This is a genomic window from Methyloceanibacter caenitepidi, from assembly GCF_000828475.1.
GTDB lineage: Bacteria > Pseudomonadota > Alphaproteobacteria > Rhizobiales > Methyloligellaceae > Methyloceanibacter > Methyloceanibacter caenitepidi.
In genome coordinates this window covers 1,448,081-1,472,324 of record NZ_AP014648.1, presented here as the reverse complement: position 1 = coordinate 1,472,324, position 24,244 = coordinate 1,448,081, and the positions used below count along the sequence as shown (strand labels likewise).

The window sequence follows — 24,244 nt, the reverse complement described above, 5'->3', positions numbered from 1 at the left end:
CCACTAGTGCAGGAATGCCACACACGTATACGGATTGTCTGCCCACTGATTCCGAAGGAAAGTTTTTCCCACTTTTGAGCCGGATTTCGCCGGCACCTGCCCAAAAGCTAGGAAATCACCCCTGCCGGCGGCGGCCTTTGGCGGGTGGCGCGCTTTTCAGGCGCGCAAGCGTGTCCTGAAAGCGCTGCTTGGCGTCGCGCATAGCGGCATCGTCCGTGTCCTGTTTGAGGCCGACGCTCGCCACCTCCTGCTGAAGGACGGCGAAGCGTTCGAACTCGGCTTCGGACATGTCGGCGATGACCTCGGCGCTTTCGGCGATCTCGCGGGTGAGCGTCGGCAGCGCCCGCCAGCGATAGAGCATATCGGTGAACTGCTCCTCCACCTCGTCGCGCGGCATATCGGGTTTCAGGAAGGCATGCCGCGCATGATGACTTTCCAGGAGCAGCCGGTCGAGCAGCGCCCCGTGGGGGCCTTCCCGCAGCCCCGCGATCAGCGCCTCGCGTGTGATGGCGTGGTCGTCGTGGATGGCTTTGGTGGCGGCGGCGAGCAGTGCGGCGAGCTTCTTGTCCGTCACGTCCACGCTTGCTATTTCCTCGGCGAACCGATCGAGCAGCCAGGGATGGTTCACGAGCGCCAGGGTGACGATCGTGCCGAAGCCGTAGGCGGTCGGCGGCGGCAACGCCTCGCGGCGCGTGGGCTTCGCGCCGTTGCGCCGGCCCGGCCTGCCGTCCTTGCCGGAGCGCGGCTGAGGCCGCCACAGTTCGAACAGCCGGTTCTTGATCTCGCGCCGATAGTGCTCGCGGACGCGCACGTTCTCGATCTCGCCCAACAGTGCCTCGACCCGCGCCTCGAACGCCGCGCGCCGCTCCGGCGTGTCGATGGCGCCCGCGCGCAGCTCCCGGCGCCAGGCCATGTCGATCAGCGGCATGGCGTTCTTGAGATAGGCCGAGAAGGCCGACGCCCCGGCGCTGCGGACGAGATCGTCCGGGTCCTGCCCCTGGGGCAGAAAGGCAAACCGGAAGGAATGGCCTTCGCGCAGCACCGGCAGCATCCGATCCACGGCCCGCGCCGCGGCCGCCTCGCCCGCCCGGTCACCGTCGAAACAGATCACCGGTTCGGGCGCGAGTTGCCAGAGCTGCTCCATCTGCCGCGCCGTGAAGGCCGTTCCAAGCGTCGCCACCGCGTTCTTGAAGCCTGCCTGATGCAGCGCGATCACATCCATGTAGCCTTCCGTGACGATCAACTCGCCCTTGTCGAAGGCGGAACCGCGCGCACGGGCGAAGTTGAACACCGTGGAGCCTTTGTCGAAGAGCCGCGTCTCGGGCGAGTTCAGATATTTCGGCTGGGCATCGGGGGCGAGTGCGCGGGCGCCGAAAGCGATGACACGCGACTTCACATCGAGAATCGGGATCGTCAGCCGGTCCCGGAAGCGATCGTAGGTGGGGCGCCCGTCTTCCGGCTTGATGACGAGCCCGGTATCGAGAAGCTGTGCCTCCGTAAAGCCCTTTTGCAGAAGCGCGTTCTTGAGGGTGTCGCGTCCACCCGGCGCATAGCCGATGCGGAACTCGGCGATGGTCTCGCGGGACAGCCCGCGGCCTTCCGCGTAAGTGAGCGCGTCGCGCCCCGCGCCCGACCTGAGCGCCTGCTCGAAGAGCTTTGCGGCAGCTTCGAGCGCATCCATGAGCCCGAGCCGCTCCTTGACGGTGCGTTCGTATTGCGGATCGGGCGCCGGCATCGGCACGCCTGCCTCCCCGGCCAGCCGCTCCACGGCTTCGGGGAAACTCAAGCCCTCCGTCTCCATGACGAAGCGGAAGATGTCGCCATGCCGCCCGGAGGAGAAGCAGTGGTAGAAGCCCTTCTGATCGTTCACGGTGAAGGACGGCGTCTTCTCCTTGTTGAAGGGAGACAGCCCCTTCCACTCGCGCCCGGCCCGTTTGAGCTGCACGCGGCGCGACACGACCTGGCTCACGGGGAGACGGGCACGGACCTCATCCAAGAACGAATCGGAGAACTTCATTTCTATGACAGTGGGGTTTCGGACGCGCCAAAGCGCGGCGCGAATCCAACTCATCACCATTATCCACTGTTTGGAACGAAAGGGGAACCAAGGACTGAACTCCTCCCCATCCGCAAGCCGAAGAATGCCTCGGATCCGCCGTGCGGCGCCACGCCTACGCCATAGAACTGTCACCGGCGTTCACTACGCAGGATGGATGCGCGGCAGGACTAGCTCGAGCCTGAGCAATCTCATTTTGAAGATCACCGGTGCGGTCTGCATGATCGCGGGCCTTGCCACCGTTTGGCTGCCGATTCCGACCGGCCTCATTCTCATGGTGATCGGTCTGACGCTCCTGATCGCCAGCAGCCCGACCATCGCCGCCTGGGCCCGGCTCCTGCGCCAGCGGAACAAGGGGCTAGACGAGAAGCTGATCCGCGCCGAGCCGTATCTGCCGAAGCAGATGCAGCGCGTGCTGGCCAAGACCAAGCCCAATCGGACGAAACTCGATCCGGCGACACGGGGCGCCGCATCGGCCCCGGCGCACAAGGCGTCCAATGCGCCGAGCCTCCCCGTTTCCGCCAGCGGACAGGCCGAAGCTTCCTAGATCCGGCTTGCGCGGCCCCGTTTGAGCCCCTAAGGACCCGATTGGGCTTGATGTGCCGCAAGGACGCGTACGCCCCATTTCGCGAGCATGTGACTGCCCTGTCTGCGAAGGCCACAGCGCCGTTGACCGCCACGGGGCGACTTTGGGGGGAGCGAACTTTGGATACATCTGGTGGACTGCCCGATATCGCCATTGTCGACTGGAAGGCGCCGTTTCGGTGGCTCGCCGGCGGCTGGCGCGACCTTTGGAAGGCGCCAGTGCCGTGCCTGACCTATGGCCTTCTCCTTGCGATCGTGAGTTTTGGGATCGCCTTCGCGCTGATCGCCTCCGACGCGGAGTTCTGGGCCTTGGCCTTGACCTGCGGCTTCGTGTTCGTCGCGCCCATGATCGCCATGGGGCTGTATCAGGCGGGGCGCAGCATAGAGCGCGGCGAGAAGCCGACGCTTGGGGAGATGCTTTTTGTCCGCGATGCCCTCCGCGGCGATCTCGCCTATCTCGGCCTGTTTCTGTTGCTGATCTACCTGCTCTGGGGGCGCATCGCCCAGATCGTCTACGGCCTGTCGACCTATCAGCTGCACCGGACGGTGGACGACTTCGTCACCTTCGCTCTCACCACCTCGGACGGGAACACGATGCTCGTCACCGGCACGCTGGCCGGCGGCCTGATCGCCTTTCTCACCTATTGCGGGGTGGTCGTGGCCGCGCCGATGCTCCTGGACCGCAACACGGGTGTCTTCACCGCGATCGCGACCAGCGTCAGGGCCGTGGCCGAGAATTTCTGGCCGATGCTGTTGTGGGCCGCGATCCTCGGCGTGCTGACCTTGGCGAGCGCCGCGACCGGCTTCATCGCGCTGATCGTGGTCTTTCCCTGGCTCGGTCTTGCCAGCTGGCGTGCTTACCGCGACCTGGTGCCCGGGCCTCTGCAGGAGTAAGCCACGAGGCCATCCGCCGCCCTCAACTGCGGCCTTCCCTCACCCTGCGGAACGTGGCATCGCAAAGCATGGCTTCGAGACAGTCGGCTTTGCACAGGCCGGTGCGCTGGCGGCCGCCGCCCACATCCCCGGACAAGGGGTCCCGCGACGACGCGATTGCGGCGCCGCTGTCGCTGCACGACCTCCCCGGCTCCGGCGGCGAGGACGTCCTGGTCGAGGACGGCGGATCGGCGATCACGGGTCTCGGCAATGGCGACGTGGTGCGCCTGACGCCCCACGGCACGACTGTTCTCGGCAATACCGGCGGGCGGCCCCTGGGTCTCGAGGCCTGCACGGACGGAACGTTGCTCGTGTGCGACCAGGACAAGGGCTTGCTCCTCCTCGATCCGTCGACTGGGCGCGTCGCGGCCGTGCTGGACGAGATCGAAGGCGCGCCTTTGCGCTTCTGCAGCAACGCTGTCCGGTCCGAGGGTGGGACCATCTACCTGACCACATCCTCCGAAACGGCCACGTGGGACGACTATCAAGCCGACGCCATCGCGCACGCGACGTCGGGAAAATTGATCTGTGTACGGCCCAATGGTGACGTCACCGCGCTCAGCCGGAACCTTGCCTTCGCGAATGGGCTTGCGCTCGCCCCGGACGAGTCGTGCCTCTACGTTGCCGAAACACTCGGCTACCGGATCCGCCGCTTTTGGCTGAAGGGCCAGCGCGCCGGGACATGGAGCGATTTCGTCACCGGGCTGCCCGGCTTCCCAGACAATATCAGCCTGTCGAACACGGGACTGTTGTGGGTGGCGCTGCCGGCGCCGCGCGTCGCTCTGCTGGACTTCCTGCTGCCACGGCATCCGGCCTTGCGGAGGCTCGCATTGAAAGTGCCGCGCGCGCTGCTGCCCCGCCCGAAGCGGATCGTGTGGGTGCAGGCCTACGGTCTCGACGGACGGCTCGTCTACAATATCCGCATGCGGCACCGCCGCTTCTCGTTCGTGACCGCCGTGGCGCAGTCCGAGGGTACGCTTTGGCTGGCAAGCGTTCGCCATGCTGCGCTCGCGCGACTGTCGCTGCCGCCACGTAAAGCCGCTGATTGATAGCGCCGGCGCAGGCGGACATGCAACCGCCGCTGTCTCGAGCCAAGATCGCTGTAGCCATTTCGTCCGGTCGGCCTGTAAAAGAGAGCTGTCATGTGGTCCCGTCTGCTGATCCTTGCCCTTTTTCTCGTGCCCGCCCAAGGACTTGTTACGCTTGCATTCGCAGGCGCGAAAGAGCGCGTTCGAGCGCTGGCGCCCAACGGCATCGTCTACGTGATCGACGAACAAGGCACCGAACTCATCAAGCAGAACGCCGACAAGGCGTTCGTCCCGGCTTCCGTCGCGAAAGTCGTGACGGCGTGGCTCGCGATGGAGGTCTTGGGCCCGGATTATCGCTTCAAGACGCATTTCTATCTCGACGAGAATCGCGTGCTCTACGTACGGGGCGGCGGTGACCCGATGCTGGTCTCCGAAGAGCTGGCACTGCTGGCGCCGGAACTCGTAGCGGCGATCGGACCCGAGCCGATTACAGGCATGGTGCTGGATCCAAGCTACTATCCCGAGAAGGTCGATATCCCCGGTATTGAGAACAACAGCCGCTCGTACAACGCGCTGAACTCGGCATTGGCGGTGAATTTCAACACGATCAACGCCGTGCGCCGCGGCAGCTCCGTCGTTTCCGGCGAGAAGCAGACACCGATTACACCGCTCGCCATCAGCCAGTTCAAAGCGCGGGGTCCCAAGGGCCGAGGCCGCATCAGCCTTGCGAAGGATCCCGAACTCAGCCTGCTCTATGCGGGCGAACTGCTCGAAGCGTTTATCGAGCAGGCAGGCGGCAAGGTGGACGGTAAGATCACGATCGGGCCGGTGCCTCCGGGCCTCCAACCCGTTTACGTGCACCTGCAATCGCGAACTCTCGCGGCCATCATCAACTTGCTACTGATCGGCTCCAACAACTACATCGCCAACCAAGTTTTCTTGGAGATTGGCGCAGCGCGCTATGGCGGTCCCGTAAGCCTGGAAAAATCTCTCAAAGTGGCGAACGAGATGTTGGCTCAGCATGGTTTGCAGGACGACATTTATATGGAGGAAGGCTCCGGCCTCAGCCGCGGCAACCGCTTCACGGCACAGGGGCTCGCCAAGGTGCTTGACCTATTCGTGACCTACGCCGAACTGATGCAAGGCCGCGACGGCGGCACGAACAAGACCGGCACCATGTCCGGGATCCGGACTCTGGCCGGCTACGCCGACACGGCCAATCATGGACGCGTGCGTTTCGTCATCGCCCTCAGGGGCGGCGGCCGGCTGCGCTATTCTGTGCTCAAGGCCATCGAGCAAGGGCTCTAGCCTTCGCCGCGCGGCCGCGGCTGCAGCAATGCGCGCCTCAGCCACGGTTGGAACGTGTACAATCGCCTTGCTGCGACGATTCGGGGACAAGGGATGATGGTCGTTGCTCTGGTCGTATTGCTGGCAATCCTCGCCGTGATCGCCCTCGTCGTCTGGTGGATGCTCGATATCGATCTGCCGGACGTTGTCGCCTCGAGCATCACGCCCGCGATCGGCATCGGACTCATCTATGCTTACGGCACGCCCCTGGCATGGGCCGGTGGCCTCTTGCTCCTTGCGATCGGGGTCTTCGCGCTGCTCTATCTGATGAAGCGGCGCGAACGGAAAGCCGCGCGACACAATCCAGATCGCGACGAGCCTTAGACGGCATGGCAAAGAAAGAGGCCGGGAAAGCAATCGTTCCCCGGCCTCGTTCCGCACGCCGCGTCGGCGGCGCGCATGTTCTATTCGGATCGCGCCAAGCTTATTTGGCTTCGACGCAGGTCCCGAACTGCGTGAAGGCGCGGCCGGCCTGCGCGATCGTTCCGGACATATTGCCGGACGGCTTTTCGACGACGGCCGACCAGGTCTGAAGACCCTTGCGCCCGCGCATGATCAGCACCTTCTCGTCGTCATAGACATCGCCCTGCTCCAAGAGAGCGCCGCCACCAAAGAGGCCCGAGAAGAGGTTCTTCTCTTTGACGCTGAGCGTCAGCATGGGAGGGATGCCGGCCGTCTCGTGTGTGATGCGCTTGCAACCCGAAACGGCGGTGCACTCGAAGACCTCGTGCACGGCGCACGCATATTTCGGCGTCGCGTGGGCGGGCACAGACGCGAGCGCTAGAGCCGCGAACGGCACCACAGCCGCAAACTTGAAAAGTTTCATCAGATTGTCCCTTTGTTCTGCAGTGAAAACCGCGCGCATGCTGCCCTGCTTGAAGGCGGCCTACAAGGGAAAGTAGCGCAATGAAACTGACAAAATAAAACCGGGCGGAACCGACGTTCCGCCCGGCTTTGATGCCCGCTCGCAGCAGCAAGGGCTCGCGTCAAAGACGCTTAGTAAACGACGTTGCTAGCCTGCCGGGTCAGGACCTCACCCTTGTTGAGGATGGTCATTGCCTTGGCATCGGGCGCGCAGGCAAAAACCACACGCTCGTTCCTCACGCCATCGAGGTGAAAGAGCTCACCCGGGTGCAGCGACACACGCACGCGCTTGGCGTCGACAGCACCGTCGGCCGCCGCCGTTGACATGACAGCGCTCACCGCACAATTGCCCCCTTGGGGCTCGTAGTAAGCAAGAAGACGCGAGTCACCGACATTGGCGAGAATCGGCTGATATGGTCCAACAGGACCAAGATTCGTCACACGCGAGTCGTCGGCGCTAGCAAAGCCGGTGGCCGCAAACAGCGACAGTGCACCAGCGGCTGCAATAGGAAGGATGTTCTTCAACATCGGTAGGCCTCCAATCTCAAATTCGGACGCGAACTGATTCCGCGCCCCGTTGCACTCATAGATATTGTTGCATCGCGTCATGTCTATGGTGCAGCGCAATGACATACTGCCGCGTGGCCGGCTGCCGCACGACTTTCCCGATGACTCGATCAGCTTTTCGGATTGAAAAACCTGCTGATTTAACAGGCATTTTTCTATGACTCGATCAGGAAACCCGATCGAGATGAGCTATTCGTTTCGGCTTCGCGCAGGTGTGACGGAAGCGTTAACGCAATGCGGTTTCAGTGTGGCCAAGAGGCGTTTGCATTGTGTGGTCGGCGCGCATTTTTGTGCACCTGCACAATGGCCGATCAGAGTACTGACGATGACGCTGATGCAGATGCGCGACGTCACGACACAGAGCGCGCCATCGGTGCGGTCATGCGCCGCAATGCGGTCGCGTGCTTGAAACAGTCGCCGTTGAGGGAAATCGACGGTCTAGCCGAGCTTCGCCTTCACCGCGCCGCTGGCCTTGCCGAAATCCATCTGTCCCGCATAGCGGTCTTTGAGCACGCCCATGACCTTGCCCATGTCGCGCATGCCGCTGGCGCCGGTCTCGGCGATCGCGTCGTCGATGGCCTTGGCCATGTCCGCGTCGGACAATTGTTTCGGCAGGAACTCGCGAATGATGTCGGCCTCGGCGCCTTCCTGGTCGGCAAGCTCGGTACGCCCGGCCTCGGCATAGATCTTCTGTGACTCCTCGCGTTGCTTGATCATCTTGGCGAAGAGTTCCAGCAATTCGGCGTCCGTCGCCTGCCCGGCCCCGGCGGTCCGGGCCGCGATGTCGCGATCCTTGATGGCGGCGCTGACAAGGCGAAGCGTGGAGACGCGGCGCGCGTCACGCGCTTTGGTCGCGTCTTTCAGTGCGGCGGTGATGGTCTCGCGCATCTGTCTCTATTGTTGGGCTGCTTTTGGAAGGAAGTTTCCAACCTAATCGACGGCGCCCGGACACGCAAGCGAATTTGCGTATCTAAGGCATTGTTTTCACAAGAAAAATTTTACACCCCGGCATTGACCCCATCACAAAGCTGACGTAAAGAACGCATCTTAAGGACGCGCGCTCCTTAAAAATCGTGGTTCTCACGCCTGACTCACCAGAGCGCAACGCCCCACCGTTTGCAGCTGTCGTTTTGGCGACCACCGACACCGGCCGAACATAGATATTCGCGGATGACTGACGAGCACGACACAGCGCCCTCAGAGGCTGCGCCGACGCATGCCACGCCGGCAAGGACGCAGCTTCGTACGCAGCCCTGGGCCGACGAAGCGCCTACGGCCCTGCTCGTTCTGGCGAACGGGACCGTGATCGAAGGACGCGGCGCGGGCGCGACCGGCAGCGCCGTGGGAGAAGTCTGTTTCAACACGGCTATGACCGGCTACCAGGAAATCCTCACCGATCCCTCCTATGCCGGGCAGATCATCACCTTCACCTTCCCCCATATCGGCAATGTGGGCGCGAATACCGAAGACATCGAAACCTCGAATCTCGCTGCTTCATCGGGCGTGAAGGGCTGCGTCCTGCGCACCTCGATTACTGCGCCGTCCAATTGGCGCGCCGCGCAGGATCTGGACTCCTGGCTCAAGGCGCGCGGCATCATCGCCATCACCGGCGTCGACACACGGGCGCTGACGGCGCTGATCCGCGAGAACGGCATGCAGAACGCGGTGATCGCGCATTCCCCGGATGGCGTCTTCGACATCGACGCGCTGAAACGGGAGGCCGCTGCCTGGTCCGGCATGGTGGGCCTCGATCTCGCCAAGGACGTCACCTGCGGACAGAGCTACACCTGGGACGAGACATCCTGGCGCTGGGGAGAGGGCTACGGCCGGCAGGAACACCCGCGCTTCCATGTGGTCGCCATCGACTTCGGGCTCAAGCGCAACATCCTGCGCGAGCTGGCTAAGGTCGGCTGCAAGATCACGGTGGTCCCGGCCGACACGAGCGCCGAGGCCATTCTGGCACGCGGGCCCGACGGCGTTTTCGTCTCGAACGGCCCGGGCGATCCGGCGGCGACCGGCGAATACGCCGTGCCCGAGTTGGAGAAGATCATCGACAGCGGCGTCCCGACCTTCGGCATCTGCCTTGGCCATCAAATGCTGGGCCGGGCGCTGGGGGCCGAGACCGCCAAGATGCATCAGGGGCACCACGGCGCCAATCACCCCGTGAAGGATTTCGAGACCCACAAGGTCGAGATCACCTCGATGAACCACGGCTTCGCGGTGACGCGGGAAAGCCTGCCCGACACGGTCGCCGAGACGCATACGTCTTTGTTCGACGGCTCGAACGCCGGGCTGAAGGTCAAGGACAAGCCCGTGTTCTCGGTGCAGTACCATCCGGAGGCCTCGCCCGGCCCCCAAGACAGTCATTACCTCTTCACGCGCTTCGTCGAGCTGATGGCCGCGCGGAAGAGTTCATAGCCCGGCCCGAACGATGCCCAAACGCGAAGACATAAAGTCCATTCTGATCATCGGCGCCGGTCCGATCGTCATCGGCCAAGCCTGCGAGTTCGACTATTCGGGCACCCAAGCCTGCAAGGCGCTGAAGGACGAGGGCTACCGGATCATCCTGGTCAATTCGAACCCGGCCACGATCATGACGGATCCGGACCTGGCCGACGCCACTTATATCGAGCCGATCACACCCGAATTCGTGGCGCGGATCATCGAGCGCGAACGGCCCGATGCGCTGTTGCCGACCATGGGCGGCCAGACGGCGCTCAACACCGCACTCAGCCTCGAGAGCGCCGGCGTCCTGGAGAAGTACGGCGTCGAGATGATCGGCGCGAAGGCCGACGTCATCGACAAAGCGGAAGACCGCGAGCTCTTCCGCAAGGCGATGGACAAGATCGGGCTCGAATCGCCCAAGTCGCGCCTCGCCGATGCGGGCTCCCTGAAGCGCGCCGACCGCGCGACCTACAAGGCTGAGGTGGCGCGCATCGAGGCCGAGTACCGGGATCCGGATGCGCGCGCCGAAGCCATGCTCGCTTTCGAAGCGGACTGGGCCCGGCAAGAATCCGAGCGCCGGCGGCGCTATGTCGAAAAGGGTTTGATCGAAGCCCTGGAGGCCATGCAGGAGGTCGGCCTGCCCGCCATCATCCGCCCGTCGTTCACGCTCGGCGGCACCGGCGGCGGCGTTGCCTATAACCGCGAAGAGTTCCTGGAGATCGTCGAGCGCGGCCTCGACGCCTCCCCCACTTGCGAAGTGCTGATCGAAGAATCGGTTCTGGGCTGGAAGGAGTACGAGATGGAGGTCGTCCGCGACAAGGACGACAACTGCATCATCATCTGCTCCATCGAGAATATCGATCCGATGGGCGTGCACACGGGCGACTCGATCACCGTCGCGCCGGCGCTGACGCTCACGGACAAAGAATACCAGATCATGCGCGACGCCTCGATCGCGGTGTTGCGCGAGATCGGCGTCGAGACGGGCGGGTCGAACGTCCAGTTCGCCGTGAACCCGGACGACGGACGGCTGATCGTCATCGAGATGAACCCGCGCGTGTCGCGCTCCTCGGCGCTGGCGTCGAAAGCGACCGGCTTCCCGATCGCCAAGGTCGCCGCCAAGCTCGCCGTCGGCTACACGCTGGACGAACTCGAAAACGACATTACCGGCGGGGCGACTCCCGCCTCGTTCGAACCCACGATCGACTACGTGGTGACGAAGATTCCGCGTTTCGCGTTCGAGAAGTTTCAGGGCTCCGCCCCGACACTCACAACGGCCATGAAGTCGGTCGGCGAGGCCATGGCCATCGGACGGACGTTCCCTGAATCGCTGCAGAAAGCACTGCGGTCATTGGAGACGGGTCTGACGGGGTTGGACGAGTACCACTTCGAGGGGCTCGGGCAAGGCGACGACAAGAACGTGATCCGCGAAGCCCTCGGCACGCCGACGCCCGACCGCCTGCTGAAAGTGGCCCAAGCGCTGCGTCTCGGGGTGGATCACGAGCAGATCTATGACAGCTGCCGCATCGACCCGTGGTTCATCCGGCAGCTTCAAGACATCATCGACACGGAAGAACGTGTCCGCGAACACGGTCTGCCGCAAACGCAAGGCGCGTTCCGCGCGCTGAAAGCCATGGGCTTCTCGGATGACCGGCTCGCCACGCTCGCGGGCATGACGCCCGCCGACGTCCGCAGCGCACGGCATGCGCTCCAAGTGCGCCCGGTCTACAAGCGCATCGACACCTGCGCGGCGGAGTTCGCCTCGCCCACGGCCTATATGTACTCGACCTACGAGACGGGTTTCGCGGGCGGCGACTCCTGCGAAGCGCGGCCGACGGCCAAGGACAAGATCATCATTCTCGGCGGTGGCCCGAACCGGATTGGCCAGGGAATCGAGTTCGATTATTGCTGCTGCCACGCGGCGTTCGCGCTGTCGGCGGCCGGTTTCGAGACCATTATGGTCAACTGCAATCCCGAGACCGTCTCGACGGACTACGACACGTCGGACCGGCTCTATTTCGAGCCGCTCACGGAAGAAGACGTGATCGAGATCATCCGCAAGGAGCAGACGAACGGCGCCGTAAAAGGCGTGATCGTCCAGTTCGGTGGCCAGACCCCGCTGAAGCTGGCGGCGGCGCTCGAAGACGCCCAGATTCCGATCCTCGGCACGTCGCCCGACGCGATCGATCTCGCCGAAGACCGCGACCGCTTCAAGGCGCTGATCGAACGGCTCGGCCTGAAGCAGCCGAACAACGGGATCGCACGCTCGGCCGAAGAGGCGGTCGCCATCGCCAAGCAGATCGGCTTCCCCGTGGTGATCCGCCCCTCCTATGTGCTGGGTGGCCGGGCCATGGAGATCGTTCACGACGAAGCACAACTCGAGCGCTACATCGCCGAGGCCGTCGTCGTGTCCGGCAAGAGCCCCGTCCTGCTCGACTCGTATTTGCGCGATGCCATCGAAGTAGACGTGGACGCGCTGGCTGACGGGCGCGGCGTCTTCATCTGCGGCGTCATGGAGCACATCGAGGAAGCGGGCGTGCACTCCGGAGACAGCGCGTGCTCGCTCCCGCCCCATTCCTTGAAGCGGGCAATCGTTGCGGAGCTCGAGCGGCAAGCCCGGGAGCTGGCCAAGGCGCTGAACGTGGTCGGGCTGATGAACATCCAGTTCGCCATTCAGAACGACGACATCTACATCCTGGAGGTCAACCCACGGGCCTCGCGCACGGTGCCGTTCGTGGCCAAGGTCATCGGCAAGCCGATTGCCGGCATCGCCTCCGAGATCATGGCGGGTAAACCGCTCAGTGCGTTCGGCCTCAGCCCGGCGGTGCTGGACCATATTGCCGTGAAAGAGGCCGTATTCCCCTTCGCCCGGTTCCCCGGCGTGGACCCGGTGCTGGGACCGGAGATGCGCTCAACCGGCGAGGTGATGGGGCTCGACCGCGACTACGCCGTGGCCTTCGCCAAGAGTCAGCTCGGCGGCGGCGCCAAGCTGCCCCTGTCGGGGACCGTCTTCGTCTCCGTGAAGGATCTCGACAAGGACAAGCTGCTCGCGCCGGTGCGGACCATGATCGAGATGGGGTTCCAGATCGTGGCCACGCGGGGAACCCAGCGCCATCTTGCCGCGCACGGGATCGCCTGCGAGCGGGTCAATAAGGTCCTCGAGGGGCGCCCCCACATCGTCGACGCCATCACAAACGGCGATATCGACATCGTCTTCAACACCACCGAGGGCGCCAAGGCGCTGGCCGACTCCATGTCGATCCGCCGGTCGGCCTTGCTGAACCACATTCCTTACTATACAACGCTCGCCGGCGCGCTTGCCGCTACTGAGGCCATTCGGGCCTTGCGAGCAGGCAACCTGACCGTCGCGCCGCTGCAAAGCTACGTTGGATGAGGCTCCGCGGAGCCCACCGGCAAGCTTTAGAAAACGGTCTAAATCAACAGATTCTTGACTTCCGTGGGTCAATTCCTTGACAGTATTGTCAAAGGGGGCCCGCCCTTAAGGAGTTTGAACTGACATGGAAAAGGTGCCGATGACCGCAGAGGGATACACGTCCCTCGAGGCTGAGATCAAGAATCTCAAGACCGCCGAGCGGCCGCGGATCATCAAATTGATCGCTGAAGCCCGTTCGCACGGGGACCTGTCCGAGAACGCCGAATACCACGCCGCCAAGGAGCTGCAGGGTATTACGGAGGCGCGCATCGCCGATCTCGAGGACAAGCTGTCCCGCGCGGACATCATTGATGTGTCCAAGCTCAAGGGCGACCAGGTCATGTTCGGGGCGACGGTCACGCTGATCGACGAAGATACCGAGGACAAGGTCAAGTACCGCATCGTCGGCGAAATCGAGGGCAACGTGAAGGAAGGCAAGATCTCCATCACCTCCCCGATCGCCCGTGCCCTGCTGGGCAAGCGCAAGAACGACGTGGTCGAAGTTTCGACCCCCGGCGGCGGCAAGTCCTACGAGATCGTCAAGGTCGAGTACAAATAGGCTCGCGCCGGCGCATAGCCCCTCTTCCGGAACACCGTTACTGGGCCAAGCGGCGCCGCCACTGTTGCGGCGTCTCGCCTGTCCAGCGCCGGAATGCCCGGGTGAAGTGGGCGGGGTCGGCGTAGCCAAGCTCGTATGCGATATCCGTGATCGGTGTGCCGGTCTCCGTTAGGAGATTCCGAGCCCGATCGCGCACGGTTCGCTGGGCCAGCGCTTCGAAACTTACGCCCTGTTCGGATAAGCGGCGCTGCAGCGTTCGGCGCGAGAGACCGAGGCGCCGGGCAACGCTGTCGATACCGGCCTCTCCGTGATCGAGCTGCAAGAGCAGGACGTGCCGGACCACCTCGGTAAGCTCGGTCTCGGCAGGCACCGGCGGATAGTCGGGTTCGCGCTCTTTGGGCGGACGCGGATTGGTCAGTTCCAGAAGTCTCGCCGGGAAGACGACCCCTGCACGCTCGCCACTGATGGCGTCGCACGCAACGACCTGTTCGATCTCCCGGCGTCCGTCAAACCGGCCGGCGACTTCCACGCGGTCGGGTGTCCATCTCGGCCCCGCGAAATGCCGGAGAAGGGCGAGCATGTAGCCGATGGCTAGCATCTCGTTCTTCTGCTGGCCGAGCCCCAAGTTCTTCGTGACGCAATAGGTCCATCGGGCCCAACGCCCTTCGACTGCCAGCGCGATGGTGGTCGCCCCCTGCAAGAGGCTGGCGAGAGAGCGGCTGCTTTCGAGGATCGCATCGCCCAGAGTCGGCAGGGTGATCAGGTGGGCGCCATAGGCCCCCAGGCCCGGTATCCCCGCTTCCGTCGAGAGGCGAACGGCGAGGCTGTGATCGCCGATGGTGCGGGCGGCGGTCTCCAGGAGATGAAACTGATCGCGCAGCAGGATCAGCCGCTGGGGCTGCTCCAACAGCGTGAGCGGCAGCTCCGCCTTTTGGAAGACCTTCGTGATCGAACCGCCAGACGCCGCCACGATATCGGCGATCGGCCCGACTGTGCTCGCTTTGGTGAGCGCGTAGCTCCGCATGATCCCGTTTCCTCAAGGCGCCGTCCGTTTGGCACCAAATGGCAAGTGGGTTTCCCGCAGGACTCTACCGTCCTTTGCCATCGCTGCCGATGGGAAGATTGGCCAAAAAGTTGGTCGAAAAACTCGATCCTCCGGCGGCGGACAATAACGCGAAGTCAAAAAAGGAGGATGCAATGCCCAGCACGGGATTCGACGACAGCAATATCAACTGGCGGACGATCGATGGCATCGACCACCTCGCCTATCACATCTGCGAGGTAGACGTTGAGAACGGCACTGTCGATCTGCTGTTCAAGTTCGACGCCAACTCGAAGATCGCCATGCACAACCACATGGTCCCCTACCGGACCCTGGTGCTGCAGGGCGAGTTGCGGATCTATCGCCCCAATGGCGAGATCAAGGAGCTCCGTCCCGTTGGCAGCTACGTGTCCGCCGGCCCCGGTGAGACGCATACGGAAGGCGGCGGCGACGAGGACGTCATCGTGTTTTTCTCCAACCGCAACGTGAAGGACGTCGTCTACGAGGTCCTCGATGAGAACGGCGGCGTGGCAACCACGTTCGGCATTCCGGAGTTCTCGGCGCTTTTGGAGCAGCAGCGCGCGGCGGGCGAGAAGTGCAACGAGCCGTACCCGGTCTAGGTCGTTTTTCGGAAAGCGGCCGGACGTTTTTCGGTCGCTTTCCTCCGCTAGACGAAGCTTATGCTCACCCGCCGCCAGTTCGCTCAGAGCGCTACGGCCATCTCGCTGCTTGCCCTCGTCCGAGGTCCCGGAGCGGTTCCCCTCGCCCACGCCTCCGACAATGATCTCGCCCGTCAGTTTGCTCAAATCGAAAAGAAAGTTGGGGGGCGGTTGGGCGTCGCCGTGTCCGGCGCCGGCTTGAAGGCGGCGCGCCATGGCGGCGAACGCTTTCCCATGTGCAGCACGTTCAAGCTCCTCGCGGTTGCTGCCGTCCTGCACCGGGTCGACGAAGGCGACGAGACGCTCTCACGCGAAGTGCCGGTTCCCGCCGACGCAATCCTCGCCTACGCACCCGTCGCGCAGCAGAATGCCGGCGGCACCATGACGGTCTCGGAACTGTGCGAAGCCGCGATGGTCTGGAGCGACAACACCGCCGCCAATCTCCTCCTCGAAAGCCTCGGGGGCCCGGAAGCGGCGACGGCGTATGTGCGGTCGCTGGGCGACACCGTCACGCGCATCGACCGCATGGAACCGGACGCCAACGTGTTTGGCCCTGGCGAACTTCGCGACACCACGACGCCCGAAGCGATGCTGGGCAATCTTCAAAAGCTGTTTCTCGGCGACGCGCTGTCACCTCTGTCGCGGGACCGTCTGACCGAATGGTTCGTCGCCAACGAGACGGGGAAGGATCGCCTCAGGGCGGGGCTGCCGCCCACATGGCGCGTCGGCGACCGCACCGGAACCGGCCCCCACGGCACGAGCAACGACGTGGCCATTGCGTGGGGGGAGGCCGGAGAGCCTATTCTGATCGCTGCCTATCTCACCGGCTCGAAGGCCGATACCGCCGCGCGGGATGAGGCACTGGCCGATGTGGGCCGCGCCATCGGCGCCGCGGCGAGCTGATCTCAAGCGTTTGCGAGTTTGGTGCGCAGCCCCGCGGCCGCGCCTTTCAGGCCGGGATAGTCGCTGACGACCACGTTGATCGGGATCGACTCGACGAACGGCTTCATGCGCCCCTTGCGCTCGAACTCCTCACGGAAATCCGCTTGCTCCAACCGGGTCAGCATCTTGGGGGCGATCCCGCCGCCGATGTAGACCCCGCCGCGGGCACCGAAGGCCAGCGCCATGTCGCCGGCAAACCGCGCCAGCCACTTAACGAAGTAGTCCAGGGCCTGGACGGCCATGTCGTCCTCGCCGGCGATGGCAAGCTGCTCGACCTCCGCCGGCGTATGCTCCGCGTCGCTGAACCCGTAGGACGCGGCGACCGCCCGGTAGATATCGGCAAGGCCCGGGCCCGACAGCGCGCGCTCCACGGACAGCCGCTCGAGTCCTTTGCGCATGCGCTCGAGGATGGCGAGTTCGCGCTCATTCTCCGCGGGGAAGGTTTGATGCCCCCCCTCGCCCGCGACCGGCACCCAGCCAGCGGGCGACCAGACGAGGCTGGCAACGCCTAGCCCCGTTCCCGGGCCGAGGACCACTTTGGGCGCCTTCTCGATGGCGGTTCCGCCGTGGAGCAGATGAAGCTCGTCGGCCGTCAACACGGGAAGCGCGTAGGCCTGAGCCTCGAAATCGTTGAACACATACGCCGCGTCCAGCCCGGCCTCCTGGGCGAGCGTGCTTCGCTTGAACGTCCAGGTCGCGTTAGTGAATTTGACGGTGTCTTCCAGCAGAGGCGCCGCCACGGCCAAGCCTGCATGGGCGACCTTCTGCGGCGCATCCTCGAGATAAGTGCGCATGGCGCCCGCAAGAGTCGCGTGCTCGGCGGTGGGAAAAGTCCGGATGTCCAAGAGCTCAAGCGAGGCGAGATCGGCGATCGCAAAGCGCGCATTCGTACCGCCGATATCGGCGACAACTGCGTACGCTGGAATGTCTGTCGTCATGGCATCGGCCCCCGGCATCAAACCCCTAACCTCCACCTCAAATCTCAGAGGCGGCGGCCGCGAAAATCGCGGCCCTCGTGTTAGCCGATTTGGCGCCGTCCTGCGACTACTTCTCCCTCGGCCCGGGCTTTTTCGGGTCCCAAGCTGTGGAACGTAGCAGGGATCACACGAGCGTGAGCGGGAACCGTCTTTCTGAGGCTCCATGGCTTCCGTAGTCTAGGATCAGGTTCGCGTTAGGGACGCCGTAAGACGGGATGAACACACTAGAGCCTGACTGTTGTCCAAATGCGCCAAGCTCATATCGACTGCTCGGGAGACACTGATGAAATTCAAGCTTGTCCAGCTCGCTGCCGTAGGCACGTTGCTTCTCACACCGGCCACACTGTTCGCCCACGAAGAGGCAACGGGCGTCGTCAAGGAACGTATGGACCTCATGGAAACCCAGAAGGATGCCATGAAGGTTCTTGGCGCCATGGCAAAGGGCCAGACGCCATTCGATGCCGCCAAGGCAACCGCCGCAGCCAAGGAAATCGAGGACACCTCGGCCAGGATTCAGGGGCTCTTCCCGGAAGGGTCTGGCGGTCACCCTAGCGAGGCGAAGCCTGAGGTATGGACCCAGTGGGCGGAGTTCACGACGGATATCGAGAATCTGGCGTCGGCTGCGGCAGCGCTGGAAGAGTCGGTGTCGAGTGAGTCCCCGGAATGGAAGGCCAAATTCAAGGACGTCATTGACGCGTGCAAGACCTGTCACAAGACCTTCCGGGCGGAGAAGAAGGACTAGGCCAGCCACTTCAAAGGTTGCCGTGGCGGCATGCTGCCTCCAGTATCGGAGTCGGCTGCCAAACGAATACTGAGACCGCCCGCGGGCACGGCATGATCGACAAGCTTGAATTCCTCATCACGCTCTCGCGAGAGCGCCATTTCGGTCACGCCGCCGAAAGCTGCGGCGTGAGTCAGCCGACTTTCTCGGCCGGAATCAAGCAGCTCGAGGACACGCTCGGGGTGCTTTTGGTGGAACGCGGCTCGCGCTTTCGCGGGTTCACGCCGGAAGGCGAGCGCGTGCTGGACTGGGCGCGGCGAATCGTTTCCGACACGCGCGCCATGCGCCAGGAAATTGATGCGCTAAAACATGGACTTGCGGGACATTTGCGGATGGCGGCCATCCCGACGGCGCTGCCCATCGTGGCCATGTTGACCACCCCATACCAGTCGAACCATCCGGATGTGCGCTTCACTATCCACTCCAGGACCTCCATCGAGGTCTTGAGCATGCTGGAGAATCTGGAGATCGACGCCGGGCTGACATATCTCGACAACGAACCGCTGGGCCGGGTGCAATCCGTACCGCTCTATACCGAGTACTACCGCCTGCTCGCTTCCAGCGAGGGACCGCTGGCGGACCGGGAAAGCGTCACGTGGCATGAGGTGGGGCAGATGCCGCTCTGCCTGCTGACGCCCGACATGCAGAACCGCCGCATCATCGACGCCCAGCTGGCCGAGGTCGGCGCCGAAGTGGAACCGAGGCTGGAATCGGACTCCGTCATCGTCCTCATCGCGCATGTTCGGACCGGCAAATGGACCAGCGTCATGCCCTCGCGGCTGGCGGAAGTGCTGGGCGTCACCAAGAACGTCCGCGCCATCCCGATTGTCGATCCCGTCGTGACGCACTCGATCGGGCTGGTCGTGCCGCACCGCAATCCGCTGACCCCGCTGATCAGCGCGCTTGTGGCGGAGGCCAAGCAACTTGCGCCAGTCCTAGAGGGTATTGCGGCGATCAAGTCGCCGCCGGAGAGCGCGGACGCCTAGCGACCGATGGGCCCAATCTGGTAGCGCCTGAAACCATGGCAGATTCCTGTCGGATCAATCAGGAATCCCGATCCCCCAACGGCTTTGCTTTATTGATTTCACAGAAATAACTGTCCATTTTCACCCCGGCTGAAAGAGTGTTCCCGGGCAATGCAAAAATACGAAAAATGGACGTCTGAGCGCGCAATCGAGATCATTGCGCAACATCAAGATCAAAAGGGTGCGACGCTTCCTATCCTCCATGCTTTGCAGGAGGTTTTCGGTTGCGTGCCGCTTGAAGCGGAACCCTTAATTGCCGATGCGCTAAATATTACACGAGCCGAAGTCCATGGCTGCGTGACATTTTATCACGATTACAGGCGCGAGCCGCCGGGACGCCGTGTCCTCAAGATTTGCCTCGCGGAATCCTGCCAAGCCGCCGGCGTGCGTGCGTTGGAGAAGCGCGCGAAGGAAAAGCTCGGTGTGGAGATGGGCGGCACCACAGCCGACGCCCGCGTGACCCTCGAGCCCGTATACTGCCTCGGACTGTGTCATTCCTCCCCCGCCGCCATGCTGGACAAGGATGTCTACGCGGGGCTCGACGAAGAGCGGCTGGATGAGCTGCTCAAGGAGGCGCAGGCGTGATCCGTATCTATATTTCCCGCGATTCCGGCGCGTTGGCCCTTGGGGCCGAGGCCGTCGTCAAACGCTTCGAAAAGGCGGCCGAAGAGCGCGGGCTCGATATCGAGATCGTGCGAAACGGATCACGCGGCATGTACTGGCTGGAGCCCTTGGTCGAAGTGGAAACGGACCAGGGCCGCGTCGGTTACGGCCCCGTTAGGGCTTCCAAGGTCGACGACCTCATCGAGGCCGGCATTCTCGAGGGCAAGCCCCACGAGAAATGCATCGGCGTCGTGGAGGAGTATCCCTGGTTCAAGAACCAGACCCGCCTGACCTTCGCCCGGGTCGGCACGACCGATCCGCGCTCTCTTGAGGACTACAAGGCTCATGGCGGCTACGCCGGCCTGAAAAAGGCCCTCGAAGCCGGTCCCGACGGCATTATTGAGGAAGTACTGACGTCCGGCCTTCGCGGCCGTGGCGGCGCAGGGTTTCCCACCGGAATCAAGTGGCGCACGGTCGCCGACACGCCGCCTCAGCAGAAATATATCGTCTGCAACGCCGACGAAGGCGATAGTGGCACGTTCGCCGACCGCATGATCATGGAGGGCGATCCCTTCGTGCTCATCGAGGGCATGACGATCGCCGGCATCGCAGTGGGCGCGACCTACGGCTACATCTACCTGCGGTCCGAGTATCCCCATTCGAGTGTCGCCTTGCGCGCCGCCATCGACGCGGCTCGCGAAGCGGGCCTGCTGGGCGACAACGTGGCCGGGTCGGGCTTCGCATTCGACATGGAAGTTCGCGACGGCGCGGGCGCCTATGTCTGCGGCGAGGAGACCTCCCTGCTCGACAGCCTGGAAGGCAAACGCGGCGAGGTGCGCGCCAAGCCGCCGCTTCCGGCGCATATCGGCCTGTTCGGTCAGCCGACCATCATCAACAACGTCATATCGCTCGCGACTGTCCCGATCATCATGGACAAGGGCGGCGAGTTCTACCGCGACTTCGGCATGGGCAAGTCCCGCGGCACCATGCCGATCCAACTTGCCGGCAACATCAAGCACGGCGGCCTTTACGAAACGGCCTTCGGCGTGACGCTCGGCCAGCTTGTCGACGACATCGGCGGCGGCACCTATTCCGGCCGCCCAGTTCGCGCGGTTCAAGTGGGCGGCCCGCTTGGGGCCTATTTCCCCCGCGAACTTTTCGACACGCCATTCGACTATGAGGCCTTCGCGGCCCGCGACGGCTTAATCGGCCACGGCGGCATCGTCGTTTTCGACGACACTGTCGACATGGCGAAACAGGCACACTTCGCCATGGAATTCTGCGCGATCGAATCTTGCGGGAAGTGCACCCCTTGCCGGATCGGTTCCGCCCGCGGCATGGAAGTGATCGACAGGATCGTCGCCAACGAGAACCGTGCCGAGAACCTGGAGATCCTCGAAGATCTCTGCAACACGATGAAGTTGGGCTCCCTCTGCGCTCTCGGAGGTTTTGCCCCTTACCCCGTGATGAGCGCGCTAACCCATTTCCCTGAAGATTTCGGCGCCGACAAGAAGCGCCTCGAGGCCGCTGAGTGAGGAAAATTCGATGCCATTGAATCCGGAAACCGACTACGGAACACCACAATCGAAGTCAGAGAAGCTCGTCACGCTGACCATCGACGGCACCGAGGTTACGGTCCCGGAAGGAACGTCCATCATGCGGGCGGCAATGGAGTTGGGGACTCAAATCCCCAAGCTCTGCGCCACGGACATGCTGGACTCTTATGGATCCTGCCGGCTCTGCCTCATCGAGATCGAAGGCCGGAACGGCACGCCCGCTTCGTGCACCACGCCTGTCGGCGAGGGCATGGTGGTCAAGACACAAACCGACCGGCTGAAGCGGCTCCGCAAGGGCGTGATGGAGCTCTACATTTCGGAGCATCCGCTTGACTGTCTGACTTGTTCCGCCAACGGCGATTGCGAGCTGCAGGACATGGCCGGCGCCGTGGGCCTGCGCGATGTGCGCTACGGCTATGACGGCAAGAAGCATCCCAATCCGGGCATCGACGACTCCAACCCCTATTTCACGTACGAACCGGCCAAGTGCATTGTCTGCTCCCGCTGCGTGCGCGCGTGCGAGGAAGTGCAAGGCACGTTCGCACTGACGATCGCCAATCGCGGCTTCAAGTCGGTCGTCTCGCCGTCGATGGAAGAGAGCTTCTTGGACTCCGAGTGCGTGTCCTGCGGCGCTTGCGTGCAGGCCTGCCCGACTGCGACGCTCAACGAGAAATCCGTGATCGACATCGGCACGCCCGATACGGCCACCGTGACGACCTGTGCCTATTGCGGCGTGGGCTGCTCGTTCCGGGCTGAGATGCGCGGCGACGAACTCGTACGCATGATCCCCCAGAAGGAAGGTAAGGCCAATCGCGGCCATTCCTGCGTGAAGGGACGCTTCGCCTACGGATACGCGCACCACAAGGACCGCATCACCAAGCCGATGATCCGCGAGAAGATTACCGATCCGTGGCGCGAGGTTTCTTGGGAAGAAGCTATTCAATACACCGCGTCTGAGTTCAAACGCATCCAGGCCAAGTACGGCAAGAGCTCGGTCGGCGGCATCACCTCGTCGCGCTGCACCAACGAAGAGACCTTTCTGGTGCAGAAGCTGATCCGCGCCGGCTTCGGCAACAACAATGTCGATACCTGCGCTCGCGTTTGCCACTCTCCGACCGGCTATGGTCTGAAGACGACCTACGGCGAAAGCGCCGGCACGCAGGACTTCGACTCCGTCGAGGAGACCGACGTAATCCTGGTCATCGGCGCCAACCCGACCGACGGCCATCCGGTCTTCGCCTCGCGCATGAAGAAGCGCCTGCGCCAGGGTGCAAAGCTGATCGTCATCGATCCGCGAAAGACCGACCTGGTGAAGTCGCCTAACGTGATGGCCGACTACCATCTGCCTCTGAGGCCCGGCACGAACGTCGCCGTCGTGACGGCTCTGGGCCATGTCATCGTCACCGAAGGCCTCGTGAACGAGGACTTCGTCCGCGAGCGCTGCGAGTGGGACGAGTTCCAGGACTGGGCCCGGTTTGTCGCCGATCCGCGCCACTCGCCCGAAGAGGTCGAGAAGATCTCCGGCGTTCCCGCCGACCTGATCCGGAAGGCCGCCCGGCTCTACGCCACGGGTGGCAACGCAGCCATCTATTACGGGCTCGGCGTCACCGAGCACAGCCAGGGCTCCACGACGGTCATGGCTATCGCCAACCTCGCCATGGCGACGGGCAATATCGGCCGCAAAGGCGTGGGCGTGAACCCGCTCCGCGGTCAGAACAACGTGCAGGGCTCCTGCGACATGGGCTCCTTCCCGCACGAGCTACCCGGTTATCGCCACGTCTCCGACACGGCGACGATGGAGCTGTTCGAGTCCCTCTGGGGCCGTCCGCTGCTCGATGAGCCCGGTCTGCGTATCCCCAACATGATCGACGCCGCGCTCGATGGCTCGTTCAAGGGCATCTACATCCAGGGTGAGGACATCCTTCAGTCCGACCCGAACACGCAGCACATGGCCGCCGGCCTCGCCGCGATGGAATGCGTGGTGGTCCAAGATCTGTTCCTGGTCGAGACCGCCAACTACGCTCATGTGTTCCTCCCCGGTTCGACGTTCCTCGAGAAGAACGGAACGTTCACCAACGCCGAGCGCCGCATCCAGCGTGTGCGCAAGGTGATGGCGCCGATGAACGGCTACGAGGACTGGGAGATCACCCAGATGCTGTCCAATGCTCTGGGCTATCCAATGCATTACGATCATCCGGCCCAGATCATGGACGAGATCGCGCGCCTGACGCCGACCTTCACGGGCGTCTCTTACGAGAAGCTCGACGAGCTGGGATCCGTGCAGTGGCCCTGCAACGACGAGGCGCCGGAAGGCACCCCGGTCATGCACACGGAGACCTTCACACGCGGCAAGGGCAAGTTTGTGGTCACCGAATACGTGGCGACGGACGAGAAGACCGGCCCGCGCTTCCCGCTCTTGCTGACGACGGGCCGCATCCTGTCCCAGTACAATGTGGGCGCCCAGACACGGCGTACCGAGAACGTCGTCTGGCACGATCAGGATGTTCTTGAGATCCATCCCTTCGATGCCGAGAACCGCGGCGTTCGCGACGGCGATTGGGTGAAGATCGCCAGCCGTACCGGCGAAACGACCTTGCGGGCGCTGATCACCGAACGCGTGGCGCCCGGCGTCGTCTACACCACGTTCCATCACCCGACGACACAGGTGAATGTGGTGACGACCGAGTTCTCCGACTGGGCCACCAACTGCCCCGAGTACAAGGTGACGGCCGTGCAGGTCTCAGCCTCCAACGGGCCGTCCGAGTGGCAGGAGGAGTACGAGGAGCTGTCGAAGGCAGCACGTCGTATCGCCGAACCTTTGGTGGCGGCGGAGTAGCCCTGC

21 protein-coding genes are annotated in these 24,244 nt (G+C 63.5%); 15 read left to right on the top strand and 6 right to left on the bottom strand.

The window, feature by feature from the left end; translation table 11 throughout:
* Positions 1-115 precede the first annotated feature (115 nt).
* Positions 116-2,071: a DNA primase gene (gene dnaG / locus GL4_RS06725; protein WP_172653311.1), complete on the bottom strand. Its 1,956-nt coding sequence runs from the start codon at positions 2,069-2,071 to the stop codon at positions 116-118.
* A gap of 142 nt (positions 2,072-2,213) precedes the next feature.
* Here dnaG and GL4_RS06720 point away from each other — a divergent pair, with 142 nt between their 5' ends.
* From GL4_RS06720 to GL4_RS06700, 5 genes are all read left to right on the top strand, one after another.
* A complete protein-coding gene (locus GL4_RS06720) occupies positions 2,214-2,603 on the top strand; it encodes a hypothetical protein (RefSeq protein ID WP_156137420.1) in 390 nt (129 codons plus the stop codon).
* A gap of 158 nt (positions 2,604-2,761) precedes the next feature.
* Complete coding sequence (locus tag GL4_RS06715; protein ID WP_045365909.1) at positions 2,762-3,535, top strand: DUF2189 domain-containing protein; 774 nt, start codon at positions 2,762-2,764, stop codon at positions 3,533-3,535.
* Positions 3,536-3,603: 68 nt separating this feature from the next.
* The gene (locus GL4_RS06710) at positions 3,604-4,623 is read left to right on the top strand and encodes an SMP-30/gluconolactonase/LRE family protein (protein WP_082025535.1); all 1,020 of its coding nucleotides are present in this window, start codon (positions 3,604-3,606) and stop codon (positions 4,621-4,623) included.
* Between the two features lie 93 nt (positions 4,624-4,716).
* Positions 4,717-5,910, top strand: a complete 1,194-nt coding sequence (locus GL4_RS06705; RefSeq protein ID WP_052464201.1) for a D-alanyl-D-alanine carboxypeptidase/D-alanyl-D-alanine-endopeptidase — start codon at positions 4,717-4,719, stop codon at positions 5,908-5,910.
* 93 nt (positions 5,911-6,003) lie between these two features.
* Positions 6,004-6,273 carry a hypothetical protein gene (locus tag GL4_RS06700; protein ID WP_045365903.1) on the top strand — a complete coding sequence of 90 codons (270 nt, stop codon included), beginning with the start codon at positions 6,004-6,006 and terminating at the stop codon, positions 6,271-6,273.
* 100 nt (positions 6,274-6,373) lie between these two features.
* On the opposite strand, the gene GL4_RS06695 is transcribed toward GL4_RS06700, so the two are convergent.
* The 3 genes from GL4_RS06695 to GL4_RS06685 form a co-directional block, all read right to left on the bottom strand.
* Positions 6,374-6,775 carry a hypothetical protein gene (locus tag GL4_RS06695; RefSeq protein ID WP_156137419.1) on the bottom strand — a complete coding sequence of 134 codons (402 nt, stop codon included), beginning with the start codon at positions 6,773-6,775 and terminating at the stop codon, positions 6,374-6,376.
* 170 nt (positions 6,776-6,945) lie between these two features.
* A complete protein-coding gene (locus GL4_RS06690; protein ID WP_156137418.1) occupies positions 6,946-7,341 on the bottom strand; it encodes a hypothetical protein in 396 nt (131 codons plus the stop codon).
* 477 nt (positions 7,342-7,818) lie between these two features.
* Positions 7,819-8,268 (bottom strand): GatB/YqeY domain-containing protein, encoded by a 450-nt coding sequence (locus GL4_RS06685; protein ID WP_045365895.1) that lies wholly within the window; start codon positions 8,266-8,268, stop codon positions 7,819-7,821.
* Between the two features lie 282 nt (positions 8,269-8,550).
* Here GL4_RS06685 and carA point away from each other — a divergent pair, with 282 nt between their 5' ends.
* The 3 genes from carA to greA all read left to right on the top strand — a co-directional run bounded on the left by carA (position 8,551) and on the right by greA (position 13,817).
* The gene (gene carA, locus GL4_RS06680) at positions 8,551-9,798 is read left to right on the top strand and encodes a glutamine-hydrolyzing carbamoyl-phosphate synthase small subunit (protein WP_082025534.1); all 1,248 of its coding nucleotides are present in this window, start codon (positions 8,551-8,553) and stop codon (positions 9,796-9,798) included.
* A 13-nt stretch (positions 9,799-9,811) separates the two neighbouring features.
* Complete coding sequence (gene carB, locus GL4_RS06675) at positions 9,812-13,219, top strand: carbamoyl-phosphate synthase large subunit (RefSeq protein WP_045365892.1); 3,408 nt, start codon at positions 9,812-9,814, stop codon at positions 13,217-13,219.
* Between the two features lie 124 nt (positions 13,220-13,343).
* Positions 13,344-13,817 carry a transcription elongation factor GreA gene (gene greA / locus GL4_RS06670; protein WP_045365889.1) on the top strand — a complete coding sequence of 158 codons (474 nt, stop codon included), beginning with the start codon at positions 13,344-13,346 and terminating at the stop codon, positions 13,815-13,817.
* A gap of 37 nt (positions 13,818-13,854) precedes the next feature.
* Here greA and GL4_RS06665 read toward each other — a convergent pair whose 3' ends face one another.
* Entirely contained in the window at positions 13,855-14,841 is a 987-nt protein-coding gene (locus GL4_RS06665) for a helix-turn-helix domain-containing protein (protein ID WP_045365886.1), read from the bottom strand.
* Positions 14,842-15,014: 173 nt separating this feature from the next.
* On the opposite strand from GL4_RS06665, the gene GL4_RS06660 reads away from it, so the two are divergent.
* Both GL4_RS06660 and bla read left to right on the top strand, forming a co-directional pair.
* The gene (locus tag GL4_RS06660) at positions 15,015-15,479 is read left to right on the top strand and encodes a cupin domain-containing protein (protein ID WP_045369663.1); all 465 of its coding nucleotides are present in this window, start codon (positions 15,015-15,017) and stop codon (positions 15,477-15,479) included.
* A gap of 60 nt (positions 15,480-15,539) precedes the next feature.
* Complete coding sequence (gene bla, locus GL4_RS06655; protein ID WP_045365883.1) at positions 15,540-16,421, top strand: class A beta-lactamase; 882 nt, start codon at positions 15,540-15,542, stop codon at positions 16,419-16,421.
* Positions 16,422-16,423: 2 nt separating this feature from the next.
* Here the strand turns inward: bla and glk are convergent, their stop codons facing one another.
* Positions 16,424-17,398, bottom strand: coding sequence for a glucokinase (gene glk, locus GL4_RS06650; RefSeq protein WP_045369661.1), 975 nt, complete (start codon positions 17,396-17,398; stop codon positions 16,424-16,426).
* Between the two features lie 322 nt (positions 17,399-17,720).
* On the opposite strand from glk, the gene GL4_RS06645 reads away from it, so the two are divergent.
* The 5 genes from GL4_RS06645 to fdhF all read left to right on the top strand — a co-directional run bounded on the left by GL4_RS06645 (position 17,721) and on the right by fdhF (position 24,238).
* Positions 17,721-18,179 (top strand): c-type cytochrome, encoded by a 459-nt coding sequence (locus GL4_RS06645; RefSeq protein ID WP_052464199.1) that lies wholly within the window; start codon positions 17,721-17,723, stop codon positions 18,177-18,179.
* 92 nt (positions 18,180-18,271) lie between these two features.
* The gene (locus GL4_RS06640; RefSeq protein ID WP_045365880.1) at positions 18,272-19,204 is read left to right on the top strand and encodes a LysR family transcriptional regulator; all 933 of its coding nucleotides are present in this window, start codon (positions 18,272-18,274) and stop codon (positions 19,202-19,204) included.
* A gap of 150 nt (positions 19,205-19,354) precedes the next feature.
* Positions 19,355-19,828: a formate dehydrogenase subunit gamma gene (locus GL4_RS06635; protein ID WP_045365878.1), complete on the top strand. Its 474-nt coding sequence runs from the start codon at positions 19,355-19,357 to the stop codon at positions 19,826-19,828.
* Entirely contained in the window at positions 19,825-21,381 is a 1,557-nt protein-coding gene (locus GL4_RS06630) for a formate dehydrogenase beta subunit (RefSeq protein ID WP_045365874.1), read from the top strand. The genes GL4_RS06635 and GL4_RS06630 overlap by 4 nt, the downstream gene beginning before the upstream one ends.
* 10 nt (positions 21,382-21,391) lie before the next feature.
* Positions 21,392-24,238: a formate dehydrogenase subunit alpha gene (fdhF, locus tag GL4_RS06625; RefSeq protein ID WP_045365873.1), complete on the top strand. Its 2,847-nt coding sequence runs from the start codon at positions 21,392-21,394 to the stop codon at positions 24,236-24,238.
* Positions 24,239-24,244: the final 6 nt, after the last annotated feature.

What these genes read in the sequence shown, in the direction of transcription:
- dnaG (WP_172653311.1), bottom strand. Translation starts at nt 2,071, where the DNA reads ATGAGTTGGATTCGCGCCGCGCTTTGGCGCGTCCGAAACCCCACTGTC.
- GL4_RS06720 (WP_156137420.1), top strand. Translation starts at nt 2,214, where the DNA reads ATGCGCGGCAGGACTAGCTCGAGCCTGAGCAATCTCATTTTGAAGATC.
- GL4_RS06710 (WP_082025535.1), top strand. Translation starts at nt 3,604, where the DNA reads ATGGCTTCGAGACAGTCGGCTTTGCACAGGCCGGTGCGCTGGCGGCCG.
- GL4_RS06705 (WP_052464201.1), top strand. Translation starts at nt 4,717, where the DNA reads ATGTGGTCCCGTCTGCTGATCCTTGCCCTTTTTCTCGTGCCCGCCCAA.
- GL4_RS06700 (WP_045365903.1), top strand. Translation starts at nt 6,004, where the DNA reads ATGATGGTCGTTGCTCTGGTCGTATTGCTGGCAATCCTCGCCGTGATC.
- GL4_RS06695 (WP_156137419.1), bottom strand. Translation starts at nt 6,775, where the DNA reads ATGAAACTTTTCAAGTTTGCGGCTGTGGTGCCGTTCGCGGCTCTAGCG.
- GL4_RS06690 (WP_156137418.1), bottom strand. Translation starts at nt 7,341, where the DNA reads ATGTTGAAGAACATCCTTCCTATTGCAGCCGCTGGTGCACTGTCGCTG.
- GL4_RS06685 (WP_045365895.1), bottom strand. Translation starts at nt 8,268, where the DNA reads ATGCGCGAGACCATCACCGCCGCACTGAAAGACGCGACCAAAGCGCGT.
- carA (WP_082025534.1), top strand. Translation starts at nt 8,551, where the DNA reads ATGACTGACGAGCACGACACAGCGCCCTCAGAGGCTGCGCCGACGCAT.
- carB (WP_045365892.1), top strand. Translation starts at nt 9,812, where the DNA reads ATGCCCAAACGCGAAGACATAAAGTCCATTCTGATCATCGGCGCCGGT.
- greA (WP_045365889.1), top strand. Translation starts at nt 13,344, where the DNA reads ATGGAAAAGGTGCCGATGACCGCAGAGGGATACACGTCCCTCGAGGCT.
- GL4_RS06665 (WP_045365886.1), bottom strand. Translation starts at nt 14,841, where the DNA reads ATGCGGAGCTACGCGCTCACCAAAGCGAGCACAGTCGGGCCGATCGCC.
- GL4_RS06660 (WP_045369663.1), top strand. Translation starts at nt 15,015, where the DNA reads ATGCCCAGCACGGGATTCGACGACAGCAATATCAACTGGCGGACGATC.
- bla (WP_045365883.1), top strand. Translation starts at nt 15,540, where the DNA reads ATGCTCACCCGCCGCCAGTTCGCTCAGAGCGCTACGGCCATCTCGCTG.
- glk (WP_045369661.1), bottom strand. Translation starts at nt 17,398, where the DNA reads ATGACGACAGACATTCCAGCGTACGCAGTTGTCGCCGATATCGGCGGT.
- GL4_RS06645 (WP_052464199.1), top strand. Translation starts at nt 17,721, where the DNA reads ATGAAATTCAAGCTTGTCCAGCTCGCTGCCGTAGGCACGTTGCTTCTC.
- GL4_RS06640 (WP_045365880.1), top strand. Translation starts at nt 18,272, where the DNA reads ATGATCGACAAGCTTGAATTCCTCATCACGCTCTCGCGAGAGCGCCAT.
- GL4_RS06635 (WP_045365878.1), top strand. Translation starts at nt 19,355, where the DNA reads ATGCAAAAATACGAAAAATGGACGTCTGAGCGCGCAATCGAGATCATT.
- fdhF (WP_045365873.1), top strand. Translation starts at nt 21,392, where the DNA reads ATGCCATTGAATCCGGAAACCGACTACGGAACACCACAATCGAAGTCA.